Genomic DNA, 20493 nt, shown 5'->3' with positions numbered 1-20493 from the left:
CCATGACGCAAAAGACCATATTAATTACCGGATGCTCTACAGGCATTGGCTACACATGTGCCCATGGCATGAAAGCCCGAGGCTGGAAGGTATTTGCTACTGCCCGCAAAGACCAAGACATCGCCCGCCTTCAATCCGAAGGCTTCACAACATTTTATCTCGATTACTGTGATGAAGCATCAATTAAAGCCTGTTTTGACAGCGTCATGGCCGAGACCGGCGACACATTAGATGTTCTTTTCAACAATGGTGCTTATGGCTTACTTGGTGCAATAGAAGACATAAAGACCGACGATTTGCGCGAGCAGTTTGAAGCTAATTTCTTTGGCTGGCATAGCCTCACAAAATTGATAATACCTATAATGCGCAAACAGATGCACGGACGGATTGTGCAATGCTCCTCTGTGCTTGGCATTGTTTCCGGCAAACACCGCTCGCCTTATGCTGCAACCAAACATGCGGTTGAAGCCTTAGCTACATCCATGCGCATGGAGTTGAAAGCGTGGAATATCCGTGTCTCCTGCATTCGCCCCGGCCCAATAGAGACCGAGTTCTTAGCAACAGCACTCAAAGTTTTGCACGAGAAAGTGGATATGGAAAACACAGCCCATAAAGTAGATTATGAGGCAAGTCTCAGCCGAATGAACAAAGGCAACAAGTCATCGGCCTTCAAGCTCGGGCCTGAGGCTGTGCTGGCCAAACTCATCCATGCTTGTGAGGCCAAATCCCCGAAACCAGCCTATTCAGTGACAAAGCTGACTTATATCGCTGACATCATTCGCCGCCTGCTGCCAACCGCGCTTGCTGAACGTATTCTAGCAAAAGGATAGCCGTAACCCTTTACGTCAAGGCATGGCACGCCATATAACTACGATAATCAGAAAGGTAATATTTTGGAATTCTTCTATAAATTCATCATCGTTGCTTCCCTTATCAGTGTTGCGATCGTTCTCTTTCTGGGTTTGAAAAATATGGCAACCGGCGGGTCAGCCAATGTATCGCAAAAACTGATGCGATTGCGCATTTTGATGCAAGCAATTGCTGTTGGTATTTTAATGCTGGGTCTGTTTATTTTCGGGAAATAACAATGGTTACTTTGAACAAAATATACACCAAAACAGGTGACGCAGGCACAACAGCCCTTGGCAATGGTGAACGCCGCTTGAAAAATGACCTGCGCATTGACGCCTATGGCACTGTGGACGAGACCAACGCCTGCCTCGGTATTGTTCGATTGGAAACAGCGAAAATAGTCGACCTAAAAGACTTAGATACTATGCTTGCTCGCATTCAAAATGATCTTTTTGATTTAGGTGCTGATTTGGCGACGCCAGACACAGGTGAAGACCTCGGTTATGAGCCTTTGCGCATTATCGATAAACAAGTTACCCGTCTTGAATCCGAAATTGACCTGCTCAATGTCGATTTAGAACCATTGAAGTCTTTCGTCTTGCCCGGCGGTGAACCAGCAGCAGCTGGTCTTCACCTTGCCCGAACGGTTGCTCGTCGCGCAGAACGCCTGATGGTTGCCCTTGCCCAAATAGACGACAATGAGATCAGTCCAGCTGCTATCAAATATATCAACCGGTTATCTGATTTTTTCTTCGTCGCAAGCCGTTATGCCAATGCGAAGGCTGGCGGTGATGTGCTTTGGGTGCCGGGGGAAAATCGGTAACAATCACAGTTAAATACATATATCACCAACCTGGTCTCAATTAATATTTTGTATAGCTTCTAAGCTTATACTTTACAGCCATATAATATGTACTTTTTTGAATTGATGGCTTTGGTGAATCAATGTTACTTTTTTTAAATTTATTAAATAAAAGAAAAACCTCATTGGCACTCGCGTCCGCGCTCGCCACATCTTTGATAACCACTGCCCCACAAGCAGCCAGTCCGGCTGATGCATTTCAAAGGGCACAGCACCTTGGACAAATGATTGAGCGGCTTTTGCACAGTGATCTGCATGAAGCTACTTTATCCAAAGATCCAGCTATTTCTCCTAGCCGTCCAAGGCATGTCCTGCGATTGGCATCTCATGCCTATGAAAATGTGCAATTCCTGAAATCACTCAATGGCTTAGCCGAAGATAAAATCATCTCGACCAGCGCCAAAGAAGTAAAACCGGATGATGTGGTTGCTATTTTGGATGCGGCAATTGCGTCCACAAAAGCGCTTGCTCCCATTTACAAAGTAGATTTGAACTTCCAAGCCCCTGCCGTTGCGGCCAAAAAAACCCCGGGCGAGGTAATGGCAAGACTGCGAGCAGTCAATAAAGACCTTGTTAAACTGGGCGCGCCGAAAACGCTGCCAAATGACGTTTATCGCGTTTCTCTCGGCATTAACGAGCAAGCCAAAGCGATGACACGTTCACAGGGCATTACCATCACTGACAAGATCGAAAATGTAAAAAAAGCATCCCCCGCCGATGCTCTTGCAGAAGTAATCGGTCTTATTAATGATTTAGACAAATTATCGAAGTCTAATGCACAATATGCACTACCAAATGGTGTAGCAACACCACCAAGACCTCAATTAGGCGATCCGGTGACACCTGCAAATGTATTACTGGCGACACAATTCGCACTCGCAGACGTCTATTCTTTACAAGTGGCAACTGGCTACAAAAAAGATCTTGTATTACCGCCCGCTCAAGCGGGTCGTAATCCAGCTGATGTTAAAAACATACTTGTCGAAGCCCGTCATCACATCAAAGCTTTGTCGAAAACTAAATAGGACCTGCCCATTAGCAGTAGAGATATTGTATCCATGACTAAATCTAAAAAGCTAATATTAAACGGTCTATCGTTTAGAATTATCATGCTTGTCCTTTTGCCCGCATTGCTTCTTGGTGCAGGCATGATTTGGCAATCAATGCACACAACGAACACAATGGTAACCTCGCTAAACGAGCTATCAGGCAAGTCAACTGACATCATGGAGACACAAGCAAAAATCCAAACTGCGCTTGTTACATCCAATCAGCTTTTTATCAGCTCATCAACGCTTGCAAATGAGCAACAAATCGGACTCCTGCGAAATAGTAAGGCTGCGTTAAAAGCGGGCCCTGCGCGGGTCAATCAATTACAAAAAAATACCGAAGCTTACAGCACAGCCATTAACGCGTTATCAGGTCTGCAAAATACCATTGATGCAACAGCTGATGATGTTTTAATACGTGAATATAACTATGTATTGCGAAGCGCTGTGAGCGTCCCAAAGCTGCTTGAGCTGGCTATCAATTCTCATAAGCGCACGAATGAACTTCTGGCTAATGATAAAATAAATGAAGCAAAAACGAATTATCTGTTTGAAGAACGCTTTCGCATGGCTGCAACAATCGATCGCCTGCAACGCGCCTCGCAATTTCTCACAAATGTGTCTGCCAGTCTGCAAACTATTACGCAAAACAGCTTCAACACAAAACAAACTGATATTGTCTCAAACAATAAAGCAACAGGCAAAATCATTATTTCGATAGTCGTCATCGCACTCACAATTCTCTCAATCGCGGCGGTTGCTATGTCTATGTTTACGATCGCGCGTCCTTTGAAAGCTGCCGTCAATGCCCTTTCCTTGTTAGCAAGCGGCAAACTGGGTGTTGATCTTCCAAAATCAAGCATCAATGAAATTGGTGATCTTTCAAAAGCCATGGACATTTTCAAAAACAACATGGAAGAAAACAAACAGTTGGAAGCAGCCACCGCACAAGAGCGCGAACAGGCAGCGGAACGCCAGAAGGCAATGATGAATGATATGGCCGATCGTTTTGAACAAAGCGTTGGTACAATCGTCAATAATGTTTCTACGGGCGCAAGCCAGCAACGTGGTACTGCCCAGTCCATGAGCCAATCAGTAAGCGATGTGAGCAATCAATCGAATGCAGTGATGGAAACAGCAAATGAGTCCAATTCAACCATCCAAACAATTGCAAGTGCAGCTGAAGAGCTTGCATCCTCTGTTCAGCAAATAGGTCGCCAAGCAACCGAAACCGCTGACAAAGCAATTGAGGTTTCATCAGCCTCCAAAGAGACTGTTAATGAAGTAAGTAAGCTGGCGAAAACCGCCGAGGCGATTGGTTCTATTGTCAGCCTTATTCAAGATATCGCCGGTCAGACCAACCTTCTGGCATTGAACGCAACCATTGAAGCAGCCCGTGCTGGAGAAGCTGGCAAAGGCTTTGCTGTGGTCGCAAGCGAAGTGAAATCTCTTGCAAGCCAAACTGAAAATGCCACATCTGAAATTGCCGAACAAATTTCCCAAATCCAGACAGGAACCGAATCTTCCATGTCAGCGATTGAGCAAACATCTCTTATCATCGAAGACCTCAACACTATTGCTTGCAGTATTGCACAGGCCGTTAAAGAGCAAGAAAGAGCCACAGATGAGATTGCACAAAATGTTCATATTTTCGCTGAAGGCAATAAAAACGTCACCCAAAACATCGAGGGTATCAGCGGCACAACCAATACTGTCGCTCAATCAGCAAACGAGATGCTAAGCTCAGCCGATGAGCTATCAAACACAGCTGACAAATTATCCACGGAAGTATCTGAGTTCCTGACAACAGTACGCGCAGGATAAGACTTTAGCCCCCAGCATGCTCAAAGTGTATCGCGCCAACACGGCAGCAAATCGTCTTGTTTGGGTGCGGCATGATAAACACCACGCGCAATCGCACGACTTAAACACAGAGCCGCCGCATGGCCAATTTCGAGCAAATCAACCATCGGATCAGTGAGCTGCTTTTGATTCGTGGCAGCTGAAAAAACCAAATCACCATCATAGGGTGTATGGGCAGGCACAATAGCCCGCGCAATACCATCTTGAGCAGCAACAGCCATACGTTTAGCCTGTGCTTTTGTAAGCACTGCATCCGTTGCGACGATCGCAATCGTGGTATTACCGTGGGGATTGAAGGCATCATTTTTGAAGCTTGTCGGACGCACAGAAAGGGCAGATCGTGGATCAACACCCTTACCACCGAACTCATCACCTATCTCAAAAGGAGCTGCCCAAAAATGAGATGCATCAGGTGTTGTCACACTACCAAAAGGATTAATAGCGACCAAGGCGCCAATAGTAATCCCGCTCTCCAAAACCAGAGAGGCCGAACCAAGGCCACCTTTATGTTGTCCGGTTAAAGCGCCAGTGCCCGCACCAAAGCTACCAAGATCAAATTCAACGCTAGCCGCATCAAAGGCCGCCCAACCAAGCATCGGATAGGGATTTGTCTGCCAACTTTTATCACCACCATTTTCAAGATCAAAAAGGATAGCTGCCGGCACCAAAGGCACAAACGCTGATCCAACTTGAAACCCTCGCCCTTTTTCATGCAACGCGGAAACGACGCCAGAAGCCGCATCAAGCCCAAAGGCCGAACCACCGGACAAAACAAGCCCATCAATCCTCTCAACGGACTTATCAGGAGAAAGTAATTCCGTATCCCGTGCACCCGGCGCACCGCCCATCACATCAACCGATGCTGTAAAAGGCGCATCCCCAATAAGCGCTGTAACCCCCGTTTTAAGCCTCTCACTTTGCGCGTTACCAACAACAAGGCCCTCAACATCTGTAATAAGATTTTTTAGTCCCGGCTTCATGGAAGACTCCCGCACACAATATTTTTTCTGCATCAAATAATAGCAAGCCAATGGCTTTGCTTTACATTGTAAACGCCATCACACATGATCTGCCCCACAATAGCAATCAAGAACCCATAGTTGAATCACGCATGTTTATACCAATTTATGATGGCAATCCTCTTGTTAATATTAAACGCTCATGGGTCAATTGGAGCTTGATTGCGGTCAATATTTTCATCTTTTTTGCCTTCCAAAAGACTGAGAATGGTGATGCCATCAATCTCTCACTGGGCCTCATTCCCGCCGTCGTCAATGATATAGCCAATTTACCGCAAGAGGCCGTGTGGGTTCCTGAGGATTTAACATATATCACCTATGCCTTCCTTCATGGCGATACATTGCACCTTATCGGCAATATGCTCTTTCTATGGGTATTCGGGGACAACATTGAAGATGCCATGGGACACGCGAAATATTTCATATTCTATATTTCCTGCGCGGTGCTAGCAGGTCTCGCCCATGCTGTCTTGTACAGCGATAGTCAAGGCCCTCTCATAGGAGCATCAGGGGCGGTGGCCGGCATCGTCGCTGCCTATCTCATTCTACACCCCAACATGAAGGTTTGGGTTTTGGCGTTCGGTAAAATTCCACTCCCCATTAGCGCCTTTTGGTGTTTAGGGGCTTGGGTTGCTTTTCAAATATTCCAATTACTGACAAATCCTGAAAGTCAGGTTTCCTGGATTGCCCATGTTGGCGGCATTGCAGCAGGCGCTGTTTTAGTCGTCATTCTTAAACATCGCCATGTGCCACTGTTTGATCGCACAACACAAAAAGATCTCACCGAGTAAACGCTCTGTTACATAGACCAAGATAAGGCTGACATAAGGTTCATGTCATCAACTCAAGTTTTTACTTTTCTCAAAAGCTCAAATAAGCCATTAATAAGGAAGCCACTACATAACGATAACAACAAAGTAATCTGCCCAAAAGCCAATTAGCTTTGAATGAGGCGCCTTGGAAGGAAAGTCATGAAAATTCTGGTCCCCGTAAAACGTGTTGTCGACTACAACGTGAAGATCCGCGTCAAAGCTGATGGGTCTGGCGTTGAACTAGCCAATGTGAAGATGTCCATGAACCCATTTGACGAAATCTCCGTCGAGGAAGCCATCCGCCTTAAGGAGGCTGGCAAAGCGGAAGAAATTATCGCAGTTTCAATTGGCCCCCAACAAAGTCAAGAAACCCTGCGCACTGCCTTAGCTATGGGGGCTGATCGGGCTATTTTGATCAAAACCGATGATGAAATAGAGCCGCTAAGTGTCGCTAAAATTCTCAGAGCTGTCGTTGAACAAGAAAGTCCAGATTTGGTCATTCTCGGCAAACAGGCAATTGATGATGACAGCAACCAGACCGGCCAGATGCTCGCAGCCCTCTTGGGCTGGTCTCAGGCAACCTTTGCATCCAAGCTGGAAATTGATGGAGATAAAGCGGCTGTAACCCGCGAGATTGATGGTGGTCTTCAAACCATCAGCGTGAAGATGCCAGCGGTTATCACAACTGACCTGCGCCTCAATGAGCCACGCTATGCCTCGCTACCCAATATTATGAAGGCAAAGAAAAAACCTCTAGACGAGAAAAGCACAGCCGATTATGGCGTCGACACAGCGCCTCGCCTCACAGTGGTTAAAACCGTGGAGCCAGCTAAACGTGAAGCCGGTGTCATCGTTGGCTCTGTTGCAGAACTGGTCGATAAACTCAAAAATGAAGCAAGCGTCATTTAACTGGCAATAAGAGGAAAAGAATTATGACAACACTTTTAATTGCCGAACATTCAAACGGCGCCCTTTCTGAAGAAACAGCAAAAGCCATGTCCGCCGCCAGCGCCATTGGTGCGAACATTGACATTCTGGTTGCAGGCAACGGCTGCAAGGCCGCAGCAGACGCCGCCGCCAAACTCGACGGCGCAACTAAGGTGCTCATGGTGGAAGCCGCTGAACTCGAAGCTCATCTAGCAGAGCCAATGGCCGATCTCATTGTCTCAATGGCATCGAGCTATGACACCATCATGGCGCCTGCAACGACCACAGGCAAAAACATTCTGCCCCGTGTTGCAGCTCTTTTGGATGTGATGCAGATATCCGAAATCATGGCCGTCATCAGCCCAGATACATTTGAACGGCCTATTTATGCAGGCAATGCCGTACAGACCGTCAAATCAGCCGATGCAACCAAAGTGATCACCGTGCGCACGTCCTCTTTTCAAGCGGTCGCCAGCACTGGCTCAGCCAGCATTGATAGCGTGGCAGCTGTGGCAGACCCCGCTCTGTCCTCTTTTGTCTCCAACGAACTATCAAGCTCGGATCGTCCAGAACTGACATCAGCTAAAATCATCATCTCAGGCGGGCGAGCACTCGGTTCTTCTGAAAAGTTTCAAGAAGTTATCATTCCAGTTGCTGATGCACTGGGCGCTGCCGTTGGTGCGTCACGCGCCGCTGTTGATGCAGGCTACGCACCGAATGACTGGCAAGTTGGCCAAACGGGCAAGGTAGTCGCCCCAGACCTTTATATCGCTGCAGGCATTTCAGGTGCAATCCAGCATCTTGCAGGTATGAAAGATTCCAAAGTCATCGTCGCCATCAATAAAGATGAAGAAGCACCTATTTTCCAAGTTGCTGATTATGGTCTTGTCGCAGACTTGTTTGATGTGCTCCCGGAATTTGAAGCAGCGATCAAAGCAGGCTGAGCTTCGAATTAACGACATTGAGCAAAAAATGCTGCGGTGCAAGATAACGTCTTGCGCTGCATTTTTTTATCAGCAATGATGTCTCAAAGTTGGCACGTGTAAAATTGAGACTAAAATGACTATTAAACGAGTTGGTGTTATTGGCGCAGGTCAGATGGGTGCTGGTATTGCCCATACGGCTGCCCTTGCGGGCTATGATGTTGTGATACAAGATATCAACACTGAAAGCCTCAATAAATCCCTTGAAAATATTGCCCGTAACATGATGCGTCAGGTTGATAGTGGCAAACTGGAAGCAGCACAAAAAGAAGTCGCCCTTAATCACATAACCACGGTTACAACACCCGCTGAGCTCGGCGATTGCGATTTGGTCATTGAAGCCGCCACAGAAAACGAAAAGATCAAAACAGAAATCTTCACAGAGGTTTGCAAAACCCTCAAACCCGATGCGATTTTAGCAACAAATACATCCTCAATTTCAATCACCCGCCTTGCCGCCTCAACTGACAGGCCAGAAAAATTCATCGGTATTCACTTCATGAATCCTGTACCAGTTATGAAGCTCGTTGAATTAATCCGTGGCATCGCAACAGATGATGAAACTTTTGCTCAAAGTCGCACATTCGTAGAAGGCTTGGGCAAAACCATAGCCGTTTCCGAAGATTTCCCAGCCTTCATCGTCAACCGCATTTTAATGCCGATGATTAATGAAGCCGTTTACACGCTCTATGAAGGGGTGGGCTCTATTGAAGCAATCGATAAAGCCATGAAGCTTGGCACCAACCACCCGATGGGCCCACTGGAACTTGCAGATTTTATTGGTCTTGATACTTGCCTATCAATTATGCAGGTACTTTATGATGGGCTGGGGGACAGTAAATACCGTCCCTGCCCGTTGCTTGTGAAATATGTTGAGGCTGGCTGGCTAGGCCGCAAGACAAATCGCGGATTTTATGATTATCGCGGCGAAGAACCCATCCCGACACGATAACCATAGGTGAAAAAGGCTTTTAAGCCTTCTTCCACATTTTGAAAAATTCCTGCGAGCCACATTCTTGCTTACGCTTGCCAATAACGCGCCGAATTTTCGCAACCGATTCAGCAACCGTCTTATCGCCTAATACAGAACGATTAGCTCTGATTTCTGCAGCACTCATAAAGTTGGCGGTCGGCACATCAAAGGCAACCGGCTGGAGCATTTTGACACCACGCGGCCAGCCCACAAGATTCATCAGCTCAAGACGATCACTAGGCACATTGCCAAGGCCTTTTTCGACCGCAATATTGCGCACAAACGCCAATTTACTCATCTGAATCATTGGACCAATATCAGGATCAAGGTTAAGTGCATGAATAGCACGGCCCAGTTTAGTTCGGCCAAGCGCGCGGAATTCTGCCCAATTATTCTTTTTCACATTCATTCGCGAAATCGCAACATTCATATCTTTAATCATACGATCCACCAGTTTGGCTTTTTTCTTCAACTGCCGCTTACGCTTGCCACGATGCTCCTTGGCTTTCGCACGCAGACGATTGGCGAAGCGTTCAGCTTTCGGCCCCTTCGCATTGCCTGCAACCGTGCTTGATGTATTAGCCGTAAGAAGTTGAAAATAGCCAAGCGCTGTAGAAAGCGGCCGACCAACATAACTAGTTACCCGACACTTCCGATCCATTTTAGGGATTTCACCAGATACGCGATCAAAGGGTCCTAATCCGCCTGTCTCAAGCGCATAAACACCAATTACTTGTTCAGCAGAGATGCCAACGCGTTTAGCTTCACGGGCAAAAGCAAGCTTGAAATTTTTTTCTTTAACCTTTGGCAACTGATGGCCATATAAATCCTTCATCGCCGCACGAAGATCATTAGCCCTTGGCAATGTGCTCTTTTTGCGTGGTTTTTTCTTAATCGGGCCTGCATTTGGATCACGCGGCCGTTTGGGGCCAGTATATTTTGGCGGCTGGGATAGCACATAATCTTCACGCACGAAGGGTTTTCCAGCTCGGCGTTTGGCTGTACGAATATCTTTCTTTCTAGAAATCGCTGCCCAATAGCTTTTCTCGCGCTTTTGGTATTGAGCATATGCCGCACGATAGGCTGAAAGCTTTTCTTGATAGCTCGCCGCATTTGCTACCTCAACGAAGCTGAAATTAGAAAGTGTCAACAAAACTGCAAATACAATTGCAAAAATAGAGTTTGTTCGTCGCATATTATGTTCTCCGAATCTCAACACATTAAAATGTTAATCTTGGTTCATACTCAAAGCTGTATTTGGTTAACAAAACTCTACCGAATAGTACTCTAACAACCTTGTGTGACCATTATTATCAAAATGTGATCAAAATGAGCTACCAGAGCGTCTTATTTAGGCGATCAATCAATCCTTCATCACTTTCGTCCGTCGACACAACACCAGACTGATCGCGTAACATCTGCCCTAATGTTGGTAATGCTTCACGCTTGATTTGGGCCTCTTTATCCCACAACTTCGAACGAATAATCGATTTGGGACAGTGAATAAAAATTGTCTGGATAGACACCATCATCACTGTTTTTGGCAACCGACCATTAATAGCACATCGCTCAAGAAGGTCCTCATCATCACGAATTTCTGCATCCCCATTGATCCGCAATGTCTCGCCAATACCAGGGATGAGAAACAGCATCCCCACAGACGAGTTAGTCAAAATATTGGTATAGGTATCGAGGCGATTATTACCAGGTCTATCAGGCACAAGAAGCGTACGGCTGTCATAAGCCTGTACAAATCCGGGCGCATCACCACGCGGCGTTACATCGGCATTGCCCTTACCATCGCTTGACCCGATCAAACAAAACGGCGAGAGCAAAAGGATGCGACGGCTGTGAATATCCAATTCATCGAGTTCTTTTTTTGCTGTATGAGGCTTTACGGTGTTGTAAAGACTGCGCAGTTCTTCAAGTGTTTCAATTCTCGCCATAATAGCACTTTCTCTTTTTCTAAAAAGACCTCTTCGTGCACGCTTAATTCATCCATTGAATACGGTAAATTAATTAGCACGATGCGCAATAAAGCGAGCCATCTCACGCAACGTTTCTCCTTTGTCGCCAAAGGGCGCTAAAAGCTGTTCTGCCTCAGACACTTGTTCATCTAACAAGCGACGAACGCCTCCAATACCATGGATACTCAATAGCGTTGCCTTACCTTGTTCAGCATCTTTACCAGTGGCTTTACCCATGGTTTCTGCGTCAGCTGTTGCATCCAACAAATCATCTGCTAGTTGAAAAGTAAGGCCAATTACTTCACCAAAGCGCACGAGCCTCGCACGATCTTCTTTGCTGGCACCGGCAATAATCGCACCCATCTCAATGCCAACACGCAATAGCGCACCAGTTTTCATCGCTTGCAAAGTGCGCACTTCTTTTTCGTTCTTCTCGTTATGCTCAGCGTCAATATCCAGCATTTGGCCACCAACCATACCAATAGGACCAGCAGCCGTTGCAAGGCAGGCCACGAGCTCTGCCTGAATGACAGGGTCAACATGTGTTTCACTTGAAGCGAGGATCACAAAGGCCTGCGTCAATAAACCGTCACCAGCTAAAATGGCTGTTGCCTCGTCAAATTTCTTATGGGTCGTCGGCACACCGCGCCTAAGGTCGTCATCATCCATTGCAGGCAGATCATCATGAACCAGTGAATAGCAATGTATACATTCAAGCGCGACCGCCGCACGACGAACACCCACACTTTCAAGCCCAAATAAACGAGCCGTCTCTATGACCAAAAAGGGGCGCACCCGCTTGCCACCATTTAAACTTGCATAGCGCATGGCATCAAAGAGCCTATCAGGCCAGCCAATCCCCGCAGGCGGCGTGAAGGTCAAAAGGTCATTGAGGTCAGCCTCAACGATTGATGCGACTTGAGAGAGCCGATCCTTGAAAGAAGATTGGGTTGAAGACGTCATAATGTATTGATAATCCCTCGCTATCCGTTTGCGTCCTTATTCCACAAATTAGTATAAAACACCAAGGCCGAGATCATAAATCACGTGTTTTTGCATTCACGAGCCTAACCCTCTATTTAAAGAGATGATAATGACGCAATCTGCATTCGCTTAAGGGACTTCTCAAAATAAGCACCTATATGTCAAAAAAAATAGATCAAGAAAAAAAAGCCCCCAGCTCATGGAGGCGCTTTTTGAAGCGCATTATAATGGTATGTTTCCTTATCATCGCGCTCCCTTTTATTCTCGTGCCGCTTTATATTTTTGTCCCACCTGTCTCCATGTTGATGATCAAAGATCTTGTCACTCTCAAAGGCTATGAACGCAACTGGGTTTCCTATGATGAAATTTCTACTCGCGCTGTCTATTCCATCATGGTCTCTGAAGACGCACGCCACTGTGTTCATAATGGTGTAGACTGGATTGAAATGAAAAAAGCCTGGAGTTCCATCCAAAAAGGCGGCAGAGGGCGCGGCGCCAGCACTATCACCATGCAAACGGTTAAAAACCTGTTTTTATGGAACAGCCGCTCTTTCATCCGCAAAGGGCTGGAATTGCCTATTGCACTTTATGCAGATTTATTTTGGTCCAAACGACGCACTATTGAAATTTATCTCAACATCGCAGAATGGGATGAGGGCGTTTATGGCATTGATGGTGCGGCTCAACATTACTTCAATGTACCAGCATCGAAATTAACCCGCCGGCAAGCCGCTCTTTTAGCCGTTACATTACCAAGTCCCATAAAGCGGAACCCCGCCAAACCGACCCGTAGCTTAAACCGTTTAGCCAAGAAAATTATCGCCCGCGCACGCGCCGCTAGCCCCTATGTTGGGTGTCTCAAATCATAAAACGCATACGACAAACAAAAAAGGCTATTTTCAGAATGTATTTTTTCTGATATTGCACTGGTCAAAGCGTGGCTTTGACTGTATAAGCCCGTCACTTAACTGATATTGTGCCAAGACGCCAACCGCTGTTTCATGCGGTTTCCAAGTGCGAAACAGGCCAGCCAAACCACTGGAGACCGACATGGCAGTTCCAAAAAGTAAAATTTCGCGCATGAAACGCGGGTTCCGTCGTTCTACAGACGCCTTAAAAAACCCGACATATGTCGAAGACAAAGATTCTGGCGAATTACGCCGTCCACACCACATTGACCTGAAATCTGGCATGTACCGCGGACGTCAAATTCTTGAGCCAAAAGACGACATCTAAGTCGAAAAAATAAATTTACAAAAGGTCAGCTGTAAGCTGGCCTTTTTTTTTGCTCTTTTGTTCTGCAAACAAGGCAGTTAAAATATAAATCTGATTCTAAATCGAGGAAAAAAATGGCCCTTATCCGCAACTTTCCCCTGCTTATCCTACCACTTCTTATCTATAACGCCTTCAGTTTAGGCATTATTAGTAGCCTCGGCGAGATATGGTCTGGAGAAATTTTTCGCTTCGACATGATCTCCGGCGCGACTTTTTCGCTCACACGCGGGGGCATGATTGTCACCATCGCGCTTAGCCTGCTTTTCATTGAAATATTAAAAGCAACCCGTACAGCACGTTCAACTATCATCGATCACTTGCTATCGACGTTGGTTTTTATCATTTATCTGATTCAGTTTATTGTTGACCCAGCGGCCGCGACCACCACCTATTTTATCTGCCTGATGGTCGCACTGCTTGATGTCATTGCCGGTTATTCAATCTCTATCCGCGTTGCTTCGCGCGATGTGACCCTCGGCAGCTAACATTTAAATAATATCAGTATCTAACCAACATCAGGCGTAAGGTTTGCAGCCTCAACGCCTGCGACAGCTGCTGCCTCATCATTATCCGATGTATCGCCAGTGATACCAACCGCGCCTATGATCTCGCCGCCATCTTTAATCAATACACCACCGGGAACAGGCAGAACCTTGCCGCCAGATAGCGCAACAACGCCGTCCATAAAGTGGCCGCGATCAATTCCGTTTTGATTGATCCAACGTCCACCAACACCTAGCGCGATGCAGCCATAAGCTTTACCTGCCGCCATTTCTGGGCGCATTGTTGATGCGCCATCTGCGCGAGCCAGCGCTTTTAGATGCCCACCAGAATCAAGCACCGCAACAGTGAGCGGCTTAAAGCCCATCTCTTCACCTTTTTTAAGTGCATTTTCAATAATTACATTAGCTTGTGCTAGCGTCACATCTGTCATTTTTATTATTCCTGATAAGAGAAAGATTGTCGTTTCTTATTAAGCATGTTGTTGTACGACTACAAGAGATCGCTTAGAACAAATAAGCACAACTCTTATTCCAAATTGGGTGCATCCAATGGATGCTTCAAGTTGTTATTATTAAACTACGTCTTTGAACCACTCTATTCGCCGGATATACCGAATGCGCGACTTTCATGAACCAAAACGATCGCCCATCTATGCGGCAAATGCAGCCCTTGCAACATCGCATCCTCTTGCGACCGAAGCCGGAATTGCTGTTTTGCGCCGTGGCGGTAATGCCGTAGATGCAGGCGTAACTGCAGCTGCCGTTCTGGCCGTGGTCGAGCCGGCCATGACGTCTATTGGAGGTGATGGTTTTGCCATGATTGCAAAACCAGGTGAACCCCTCTATGGCCTAAATTCATCAGGCCGCGCTGCCAATGCTCTTTCAACAGAGATGTTGATGGCACAAGGCATGAACGCTATGGATCTGAATTCTCCCCATGCCGTCACCGTACCAGGTGTTGTAAAATGCTGGGAAAGCTTACTGGCAAGCCATGGCACCATTGGCCTTGAAGAAGCCTTACAGCCGGCGATCGCAGCCGCAGAAGACGGTGTGCCCGTTGCGCCTCGTGTCTGGTCTGATTGGCATGATGAAGTGGGAAAATTAACCCGACAAAATTCTGCATCAAACCAATATCTAGTCAATGGTCGCGCGCCTAAAATGGGCACGATTCACAAACTACCAGCTCTTGCTGCTACATTAAAAATCATCGCGAAAAAAGGCGCTAAAGGCTTTTATGAAGGCGAGGTTGCAGCTGATATCGTTTCAGAACTCAAAACCCGTGGCGGAGTGATGAGTGAAGAAGACATGGCGGCAATGAGCGCAGATGTTGTAACGCCTGTCATATCGACATACCGCGATATTGGCCTTGCCGAATTGCCACCAAATGGCACCGGCATCACGGCCCAGATCATTTTGAATCTTCTGGAACGCTTTGATCTCAGCTGCCTTGACCCACATGGCGCTGAGCGGTTTCACCTGGAAATGGAAGCTTCCCGCATTGGGTACGCCATTCGTGATGCACAAATTGCCGATGCGACAACCATGCAAGTATCTGTTGAAGCCTTGATAGATAAAGCATTTGCAGCCGGACTATCGACCACAATCGACCCGACAAGGCGCAATGAAACGTTGCCTTCTCCAGACCCACGCAAGCAAAGCGATACAATCTATCTAAGTTGTGTCGACAAAGACGGCATGGCGCTGTCGCTGATTAATTCAATTTTCAAAGGCTTCGGCTCCGGCATCGTCACCAAAAAAACCGGCATCACGCTGCAAAACCGTGGCGGAGGCTTTGTTGTTCAACCGGGTCACCCGAACACAATAGAAGGCGGCAAGCGCCCGCTTCACACGATCATACCTGCCATGGCCTTGGAAAACGGCAAGCCAACACGCTGCTTTGGCGTGATGGGTGGACAATATCAGCCCACCGGTCACACCCATGTCATGACCAATATGTTTGACTATGGCATGGATCCGCAAGAAGCTCTCGATAGCGCACGCATTTTTTGGAATGATAATGGCGTGATTGAACTAGAGCCAACGCTTGGACAAGATGTGTTTGACGGATTGAAGGCAAAAGGTCATCCAGTTGGCTGGACATCATCCCCGCACGGCGGCGGCCAGATCATCGAACTCAACCATGAAAGCGGTGTTTTGATTGCTGGTTCGGACCCACGCAAAGACGGCTGTGCACTAGGATATTAGAATAGGGTGCGCTTTTAATCACACCCATATAACCAATGGGTCAGCTTAAACCGCTTCTTGATAGAAGCTACCATGATCCATACGGTGTATTTTTCGGTCCAGCGCAGCACCATAGGCTTCAGCACCAGCTATAGAATTACTTGCCTCATAGGATAAATCAAAAGTATCAGCAAAACGGGTAGCGACAACTTGAGTCGCTATCAATGAATGGCCTTCAATTCCGAATGATGCCGCAGCAAGGGGCTTTTGAGAACGCACCTCTGGGCGGTTCGTTTTTGCCTTAGAGGCACGCGAAAGACGTTCAATACGTCTTGTTGTCGTATGTTGCGTTGCACCGATGTTGTGCCATTTTGATACAATTTGCATCACGGATGGTCCCAATCTGTTTTATCGCGAGACATTCTATCGTGTCTCGTCTGCTTTCAGATAAGGTCTCGCAAGTGGCATGCCAAATGCCAATTACTTGATATGGCTCTTAATTAGCCTTTATCGAGCGCTTTAATTTGCGCCTGCATTTCTGCCAGTTGCTTTTTCATCTTATCCAGATCGACATCATCCGCTTGCGCTGATTGTGAAGCAGGCTTTTGATTTTCGCCCTCATCATCATCTTTCTTTGCAAGACCACCAAACGGCATAAACATACTCATCGCATTTTGAAATATTTCAGTATTGCGTTTTGTTTGTTCGCTAATCATCTCAAGACCAGTTGCGGGCGCGAAGCCAGTCGCTATCTGCTCACGGAATTTATCTTGTTGCTCGCGAAAGGATTCCATTGAGTGTTCAAGATAGCTTGGCACGATTGTCTGCACACTATCCCCGTAAACTTGGATAAGATTGCGCAAAAATTTAACGGGCAAAAGAGTTTGACCCTTGGCTTCCTGCTCAAAAATAATTTGTGTCAGAACTGACCGGGTAATGTCATCACTTGTTTTTGCGTCAATAACGATGAAATCTTCCTCATCTTTCACCATGACTGCCAAGTCTTCCAAGGTTACATAAGTGCTTGTACCCGTATTATAAAGTCGCCGATTGGCGTATTTTTTGATTATTATTCTCTCAGGTGCTTTAGCCATGACACTTCCAAAAACTTAGATAAATATGTTTCAATATCATACCTTTCTTCACGCCTAGTACAACCAATATTGCGATACACTTTAGCAAATTAACTGATAAAGTGGTTTTAATGCCAGTTAGCATTTGCTTTTTTTAATTAAGACTATTAAAGAAATTTCAACAAATGCTGCAGTGCAGCATTTCATACTGAGATAGAAAGGGAGCTCTATGAGTTCAGATGATATTGTAATTGTAAGTGCAGGGCGTACAGCCGTGGGTTCATTCAACGGCGCATTTGCCGCAACACCGGCCCACGATCTGGGTGCTGCCGTTATTTCTGGCGTTCTTGAACGCGCAGGCATTGAGGGCGGCAATGTGGATGAAGTCATCCTCGGTCAGGTTCTGACAGCCGGTGCTGGCCAAAACCCAGCTCGTCAAGCTTCCATCAATGCTGGCCTTCCTATTGAGACAACAGCTTGGGGTATGAACCAAGTGTGTGGCTCTGGCCTTCGCGCGGTTGCCATCGGCATGCAACAAATTGCATCTGGTGACGCGAATATCGTGATCGCTGGCGGTCAAGAAAACATGTCTTTATCTCCCCACGTTCAGCACCTACGTTCAGGCGTTAAAATGGGCGATTACAAAATGATCGACAGCATGATCAAAGATGGTCTTTGGGATGCCTTCAACGGCTACCACATGGGCACCACCGCTGAAAATGTTGCCAAAGAATTCCAAATCAGCCGCGACCAGCAAGATGAATTTGCCCTTCAGTCGCAAAACAAAGCGGAAGCTGCACAAAAGGCTGGCAAGTTCAAAGACGAAATCATTCCTTTCACAATCAAGACCCGCAAGGGCGAAACAATTGTCGACCAAGACGAATATATTCGTATTGGCGCAACACTCGACGCAATCAAAAAACCACGTCCCGCTTTTGATAAAGAAGGCACCGTGACAGCGGCCAATGCCTCTGGCCTCAATGATGGCGCAGCAGCCGTTGTTTTGATGAAAGCATCTGAAGCAGAAAAACGCGGCCTCACACCCCTTGCCCGCATCGCCTCTTGGGCGATTGCCGGTGTTGATCCTAAAATCATGGGTACGGGCCCAATTCCAGCCTCCAAAAAAGCGCTTGATAAAGCGGGCTGGTCTATTGGTGATCTTGACCTTGTTGAAGCCAATGAGGCTTTTGCAGCACAAGCCTGTGCCGTGAACCAAGGCCTCGGCTGGGACACAGACATGGTCAATGTAAACGGCGGCGCTATCGCCATCGGTCACCCAATCGGCGCATCTGGTTGCCGTGTTTTCGTAACGCTCTTGCACGAAATGCAAAAGCGCGATGCGAAAAAAGGTCTTGCTACATTGTGCATCGGCGGCGGCATGGGCGTTGCTCTCACAGTCGAGCGCTAAGAGTTTTAAAAGGGCACCATCTGGTGCCCTTATTTATTTATAAATAGGAGAAGAAGATATGGCACGAGTTGCACTCGTAACAGGCGGAACACGCGGCATTGGCGCTGCAATTGCAAAAGGCCTTAAAGACGCAGGCTACAACGTTGCGGCAAGCTATGCAGGCAATGATGAGAAGGCAGCAGCCTTCACCGCAGAAACAGGCATCAAGACTTACAAATGGAATGTTGCCGATTATGATTCATGCAAAGAAGGCATCGCACAAGTTGAAGCTGATCTTGGCCCGATTGACGTTCTCGTCAATAATGCCGGCATCACCCGCGATGGCATGTTCCACAAGATGACCCCAGAACAATGGAACGAAGTTATTGGAACGAACCTCAATGGTGTTTTCAACATGACCCACCCTATATGGCCGGGCATGCGCGAACGCGGTTTTGGTCGTGTCATCACCATCTCATCAATCAATGGTCAAAAAGGCCAAGCCGGTCAGGTGAACTATTCAGCCTCAAAAGCTGGTGACATCGGCTTTACCAAAGCACTCGCTCAAGAAGGCGCCTTCAAAGGCATTACAGCCAATGTTGTATGCCCGGGCTACATCGGCACAGAAATGGTGCGCGCCATTCCTGAAAAAGTTTTGAATGAAAAAATCATTCCGCAAATCCCTGTTGGTCGTCTTGGTGAACCAGAAGAAATTGCACGCTGCGTTGTCTTCCTCGCATCAGACGATTCAGGCTTTATCACAGGCTCAGTGATCACAGCCAACGGTGGCCAGTATTTCGCCAACGGCTAAGTCATCAAAAATTGACGACCCTTTAAAAACCCTGACCATAGCGGTCAGGGTTTTTTGTTGTTATCATCTTCCTTAAATTTTGAGCTTCACAAAACACCAAACGAACCATGGCCACCTTTTACGGATTCACTGCTGTTTTTTTATGGTCACTCCTTGCACTGCTGACCGCCGCAAGCGGGATGGTGCCACCCTTTCAACTCGCCGCCTTAACCTTCACCATCGCAACCCTTGTTGGTTTGGTTTTATGCATAATCAAAAAGACCCCTTTCAGCGCGTTCAAACAGCCTCTTCCCGTTTGGATAGTAGGAGTTGGTGGCTTGTTCGGTTATCATTTTTTCTATTTCACAGCCCTCAAAAATGCCCCGCCCGTTGAAGCAAGCCTGATTGCATATTTATGGCCGCTTCTCATCGTTTTAATGGCGGCGATGTTACCGGGCGAACGGTTGCGCTGGTTTCATCTCATTGGCGCACTCATGGGATTATCAGGCACAGCTCTTCTGGTGAAGCGTGGCACAGGCCTTACCTTCGATACCCATTATATCATCGGCTATGGCGCGGCCTTTCTTAGCGCTCTGATATGGGCACTCTATTCTGTTTTATCACGCCAATTCGCTAAAACACCGAGTGATATTGTCACTGCTTTTTGCGCGGCTACCGCCCTTTTGTCCGCGCTCTGCCATCTCGCTTTTGAAACAACAAAATGGCCTGACACAACAACCCAATGGCTTGCCCTTATCGGCCTTGGTCTTGGACCTGTCGGTCTTGCTTTTTACACATGGGATATAGGCATGAAGCGCGGCAATATCCAATTACTTGGGGTTGGCAGCTATGCCGCTCCGCTTTTATCGACGCTACTTTTGATTGCTTTTGGATATGGCAACTTCACATGGCAAGTCATTCTCGCCTGCTTGTTGATCACAAGCGGTGCCTTGCTTGCGGCGAAAGAAATAATCGCAAAAAAATCTTAGC

23 protein-coding genes are annotated in these 20493 nt (G+C 47.0%); 16 read left to right on the top strand and 7 right to left on the bottom strand.

Annotation, left to right across the window (positions count from 1 at the left end; translation table 11 throughout):
• The first annotated feature begins 2 nt into the window (after window positions 1–2).
• The 5 genes from ABJ081_01905 to ABJ081_01885 all read left to right on the top strand — a co-directional run bounded on the left by ABJ081_01905 (window position 3) and on the right by ABJ081_01885 (window position 4587).
• Complete coding sequence (locus ABJ081_01905) at window positions 3–830, top strand: SDR family NAD(P)-dependent oxidoreductase (protein ID MEP6355420.1); 828 nt, start codon at window positions 3–5, stop codon at window positions 828–830.
• Between the two features lie 60 nt (window positions 831–890).
• On the top strand, window positions 891–1085 hold the full coding sequence (locus tag ABJ081_01900; GenBank protein MEP6355419.1) for a twin transmembrane helix small protein: 195 nt from the start codon (window positions 891–893) through the stop codon (window positions 1083–1085).
• A gap of 2 nt (window positions 1086–1087) precedes the next feature.
• A complete protein-coding gene (locus tag ABJ081_01895; GenBank protein MEP6355418.1) occupies window positions 1088–1675 on the top strand; it encodes a cob(I)yrinic acid a,c-diamide adenosyltransferase in 588 nt (195 codons plus the stop codon).
• Window positions 1676–1839: 164 nt separating this feature from the next.
• Window positions 1840–2739: a hypothetical protein gene (locus ABJ081_01890; protein MEP6355417.1), complete on the top strand. Its 900-nt coding sequence runs from the start codon at window positions 1840–1842 to the stop codon at window positions 2737–2739.
• Window positions 2740–2823: 84 nt separating this feature from the next.
• Window positions 2824–4587: a HAMP domain-containing methyl-accepting chemotaxis protein gene (locus ABJ081_01885; GenBank protein ID MEP6355416.1), complete on the top strand. Its 1764-nt coding sequence runs from the start codon at window positions 2824–2826 to the stop codon at window positions 4585–4587.
• A 20-nt stretch (window positions 4588–4607) separates the two neighbouring features.
• On the opposite strand, the gene ABJ081_01880 is transcribed toward ABJ081_01885, so the two are convergent.
• Window positions 4608–5606, bottom strand: a complete 999-nt coding sequence (locus ABJ081_01880; GenBank protein MEP6355415.1) for a P1 family peptidase — start codon at window positions 5604–5606, stop codon at window positions 4608–4610.
• Between the two features lie 131 nt (window positions 5607–5737).
• On the opposite strand from ABJ081_01880, the gene ABJ081_01875 reads away from it, so the two are divergent.
• The 4 genes from ABJ081_01875 (at window position 5738) to ABJ081_01860 (ending at window position 9319) form a co-directional block, all read left to right on the top strand.
• Window positions 5738–6436, top strand: coding sequence for a rhomboid family intramembrane serine protease (locus ABJ081_01875; protein MEP6355414.1), 699 nt, complete (start codon window positions 5738–5740; stop codon window positions 6434–6436).
• A gap of 180 nt (window positions 6437–6616) precedes the next feature.
• Window positions 6617–7366: an electron transfer flavoprotein subunit beta/FixA family protein gene (locus ABJ081_01870; GenBank protein ID MEP6355413.1), complete on the top strand. Its 750-nt coding sequence runs from the start codon at window positions 6617–6619 to the stop codon at window positions 7364–7366.
• A 23-nt stretch (window positions 7367–7389) separates the two neighbouring features.
• The gene (locus ABJ081_01865) at window positions 7390–8328 is read left to right on the top strand and encodes an electron transfer flavoprotein subunit alpha/FixB family protein (protein MEP6355412.1); all 939 of its coding nucleotides are present in this window, start codon (window positions 7390–7392) and stop codon (window positions 8326–8328) included.
• A gap of 115 nt (window positions 8329–8443) precedes the next feature.
• Window positions 8444–9319 carry a 3-hydroxybutyryl-CoA dehydrogenase gene (locus tag ABJ081_01860; protein ID MEP6355411.1) on the top strand — a complete coding sequence of 292 codons (876 nt, stop codon included), beginning with the start codon at window positions 8444–8446 and terminating at the stop codon, window positions 9317–9319.
• A 19-nt stretch (window positions 9320–9338) separates the two neighbouring features.
• Here ABJ081_01860 and ABJ081_01855 read toward each other — a convergent pair whose 3' ends face one another.
• The 3 genes from ABJ081_01855 to ABJ081_01845 all read right to left on the bottom strand — a co-directional run bounded on the left by ABJ081_01855 (window position 9339) and on the right by ABJ081_01845 (window position 12270).
• On the bottom strand, window positions 9339–10535 hold the full coding sequence (locus tag ABJ081_01855) for a hypothetical protein (protein MEP6355410.1): 1197 nt from the start codon (window positions 10533–10535) through the stop codon (window positions 9339–9341).
• Window positions 10536–10674: 139 nt separating this feature from the next.
• Window positions 10675–11286 (bottom strand): pyridoxamine 5'-phosphate oxidase family protein, encoded by a 612-nt coding sequence (locus tag ABJ081_01850; protein MEP6355409.1) that lies wholly within the window; start codon window positions 11284–11286, stop codon window positions 10675–10677.
• A 69-nt stretch (window positions 11287–11355) separates the two neighbouring features.
• Window positions 11356–12270: a polyprenyl synthetase family protein gene (locus tag ABJ081_01845; GenBank protein ID MEP6355408.1), complete on the bottom strand. Its 915-nt coding sequence runs from the start codon at window positions 12268–12270 to the stop codon at window positions 11356–11358.
• Between the two features lie 179 nt (window positions 12271–12449).
• Between ABJ081_01845 and mtgA the strand changes: the two genes are divergently transcribed.
• The 3 genes from mtgA (at window position 12450) to ABJ081_01830 (ending at window position 14051) form a co-directional block, all read left to right on the top strand.
• Window positions 12450–13160, top strand: a complete 711-nt coding sequence (gene mtgA, locus ABJ081_01840) for a monofunctional biosynthetic peptidoglycan transglycosylase (GenBank protein ID MEP6355407.1) — start codon at window positions 12450–12452, stop codon at window positions 13158–13160.
• 181 nt (window positions 13161–13341) lie between these two features.
• A complete protein-coding gene (gene rpmF / locus ABJ081_01835; protein ID MEP6355406.1) occupies window positions 13342–13527 on the top strand; it encodes a 50S ribosomal protein L32 in 186 nt (61 codons plus the stop codon).
• 113 nt (window positions 13528–13640) lie between these two features.
• On the top strand, window positions 13641–14051 hold the full coding sequence (locus ABJ081_01830; protein MEP6355405.1) for a hypothetical protein: 411 nt from the start codon (window positions 13641–13643) through the stop codon (window positions 14049–14051).
• A gap of 20 nt (window positions 14052–14071) precedes the next feature.
• Here ABJ081_01830 and ABJ081_01825 read toward each other — a convergent pair whose 3' ends face one another.
• Complete coding sequence (locus tag ABJ081_01825; GenBank protein MEP6355404.1) at window positions 14072–14500, bottom strand: heme-binding protein; 429 nt, start codon at window positions 14498–14500, stop codon at window positions 14072–14074.
• A 184-nt stretch (window positions 14501–14684) separates the two neighbouring features.
• Here ABJ081_01825 and ggt point away from each other — a divergent pair, with 184 nt between their 5' ends.
• The gene (gene ggt / locus ABJ081_01820) at window positions 14685–16274 is read left to right on the top strand and encodes a gamma-glutamyltransferase (protein MEP6355403.1); all 1590 of its coding nucleotides are present in this window, start codon (window positions 14685–14687) and stop codon (window positions 16272–16274) included.
• A 45-nt stretch (window positions 16275–16319) separates the two neighbouring features.
• On the opposite strand, the gene ABJ081_01815 is transcribed toward ggt, so the two are convergent.
• Entirely contained in the window at window positions 16320–16640 is a 321-nt protein-coding gene (locus ABJ081_01815) for a hypothetical protein (protein ID MEP6355402.1), read from the bottom strand.
• Between the two features lie 113 nt (window positions 16641–16753).
• A complete protein-coding gene (gene phaR, locus ABJ081_01810; protein ID MEP6355401.1) occupies window positions 16754–17347 on the bottom strand; it encodes a polyhydroxyalkanoate synthesis repressor PhaR in 594 nt (197 codons plus the stop codon).
• A 208-nt stretch (window positions 17348–17555) separates the two neighbouring features.
• Here phaR and ABJ081_01805 point away from each other — a divergent pair, with 208 nt between their 5' ends.
• The 3 genes from ABJ081_01805 to ABJ081_01795 all read left to right on the top strand — a co-directional run bounded on the left by ABJ081_01805 (window position 17556) and on the right by ABJ081_01795 (window position 20492).
• The gene (locus ABJ081_01805) at window positions 17556–18734 is read left to right on the top strand and encodes an acetyl-CoA C-acetyltransferase (protein ID MEP6355400.1); all 1179 of its coding nucleotides are present in this window, start codon (window positions 17556–17558) and stop codon (window positions 18732–18734) included.
• Window positions 18735–18792: 58 nt separating this feature from the next.
• The gene (gene phbB / locus ABJ081_01800; GenBank protein MEP6355399.1) at window positions 18793–19524 is read left to right on the top strand and encodes an acetoacetyl-CoA reductase; all 732 of its coding nucleotides are present in this window, start codon (window positions 18793–18795) and stop codon (window positions 19522–19524) included.
• A gap of 107 nt (window positions 19525–19631) precedes the next feature.
• Window positions 19632–20492: an EamA family transporter gene (locus tag ABJ081_01795; protein MEP6355398.1), complete on the top strand. Its 861-nt coding sequence runs from the start codon at window positions 19632–19634 to the stop codon at window positions 20490–20492.
• Window position 20493: the final 1 nt, after the last annotated feature.

This window comes from Hyphomicrobiales bacterium, from assembly GCA_039989895.1.
Classification (GTDB): domain Bacteria; phylum Pseudomonadota; class Alphaproteobacteria; order Rhizobiales; family JACESI01; genus JACESI01.
This window is presented reverse-complemented; position numbering and strand designations above follow the sequence as displayed.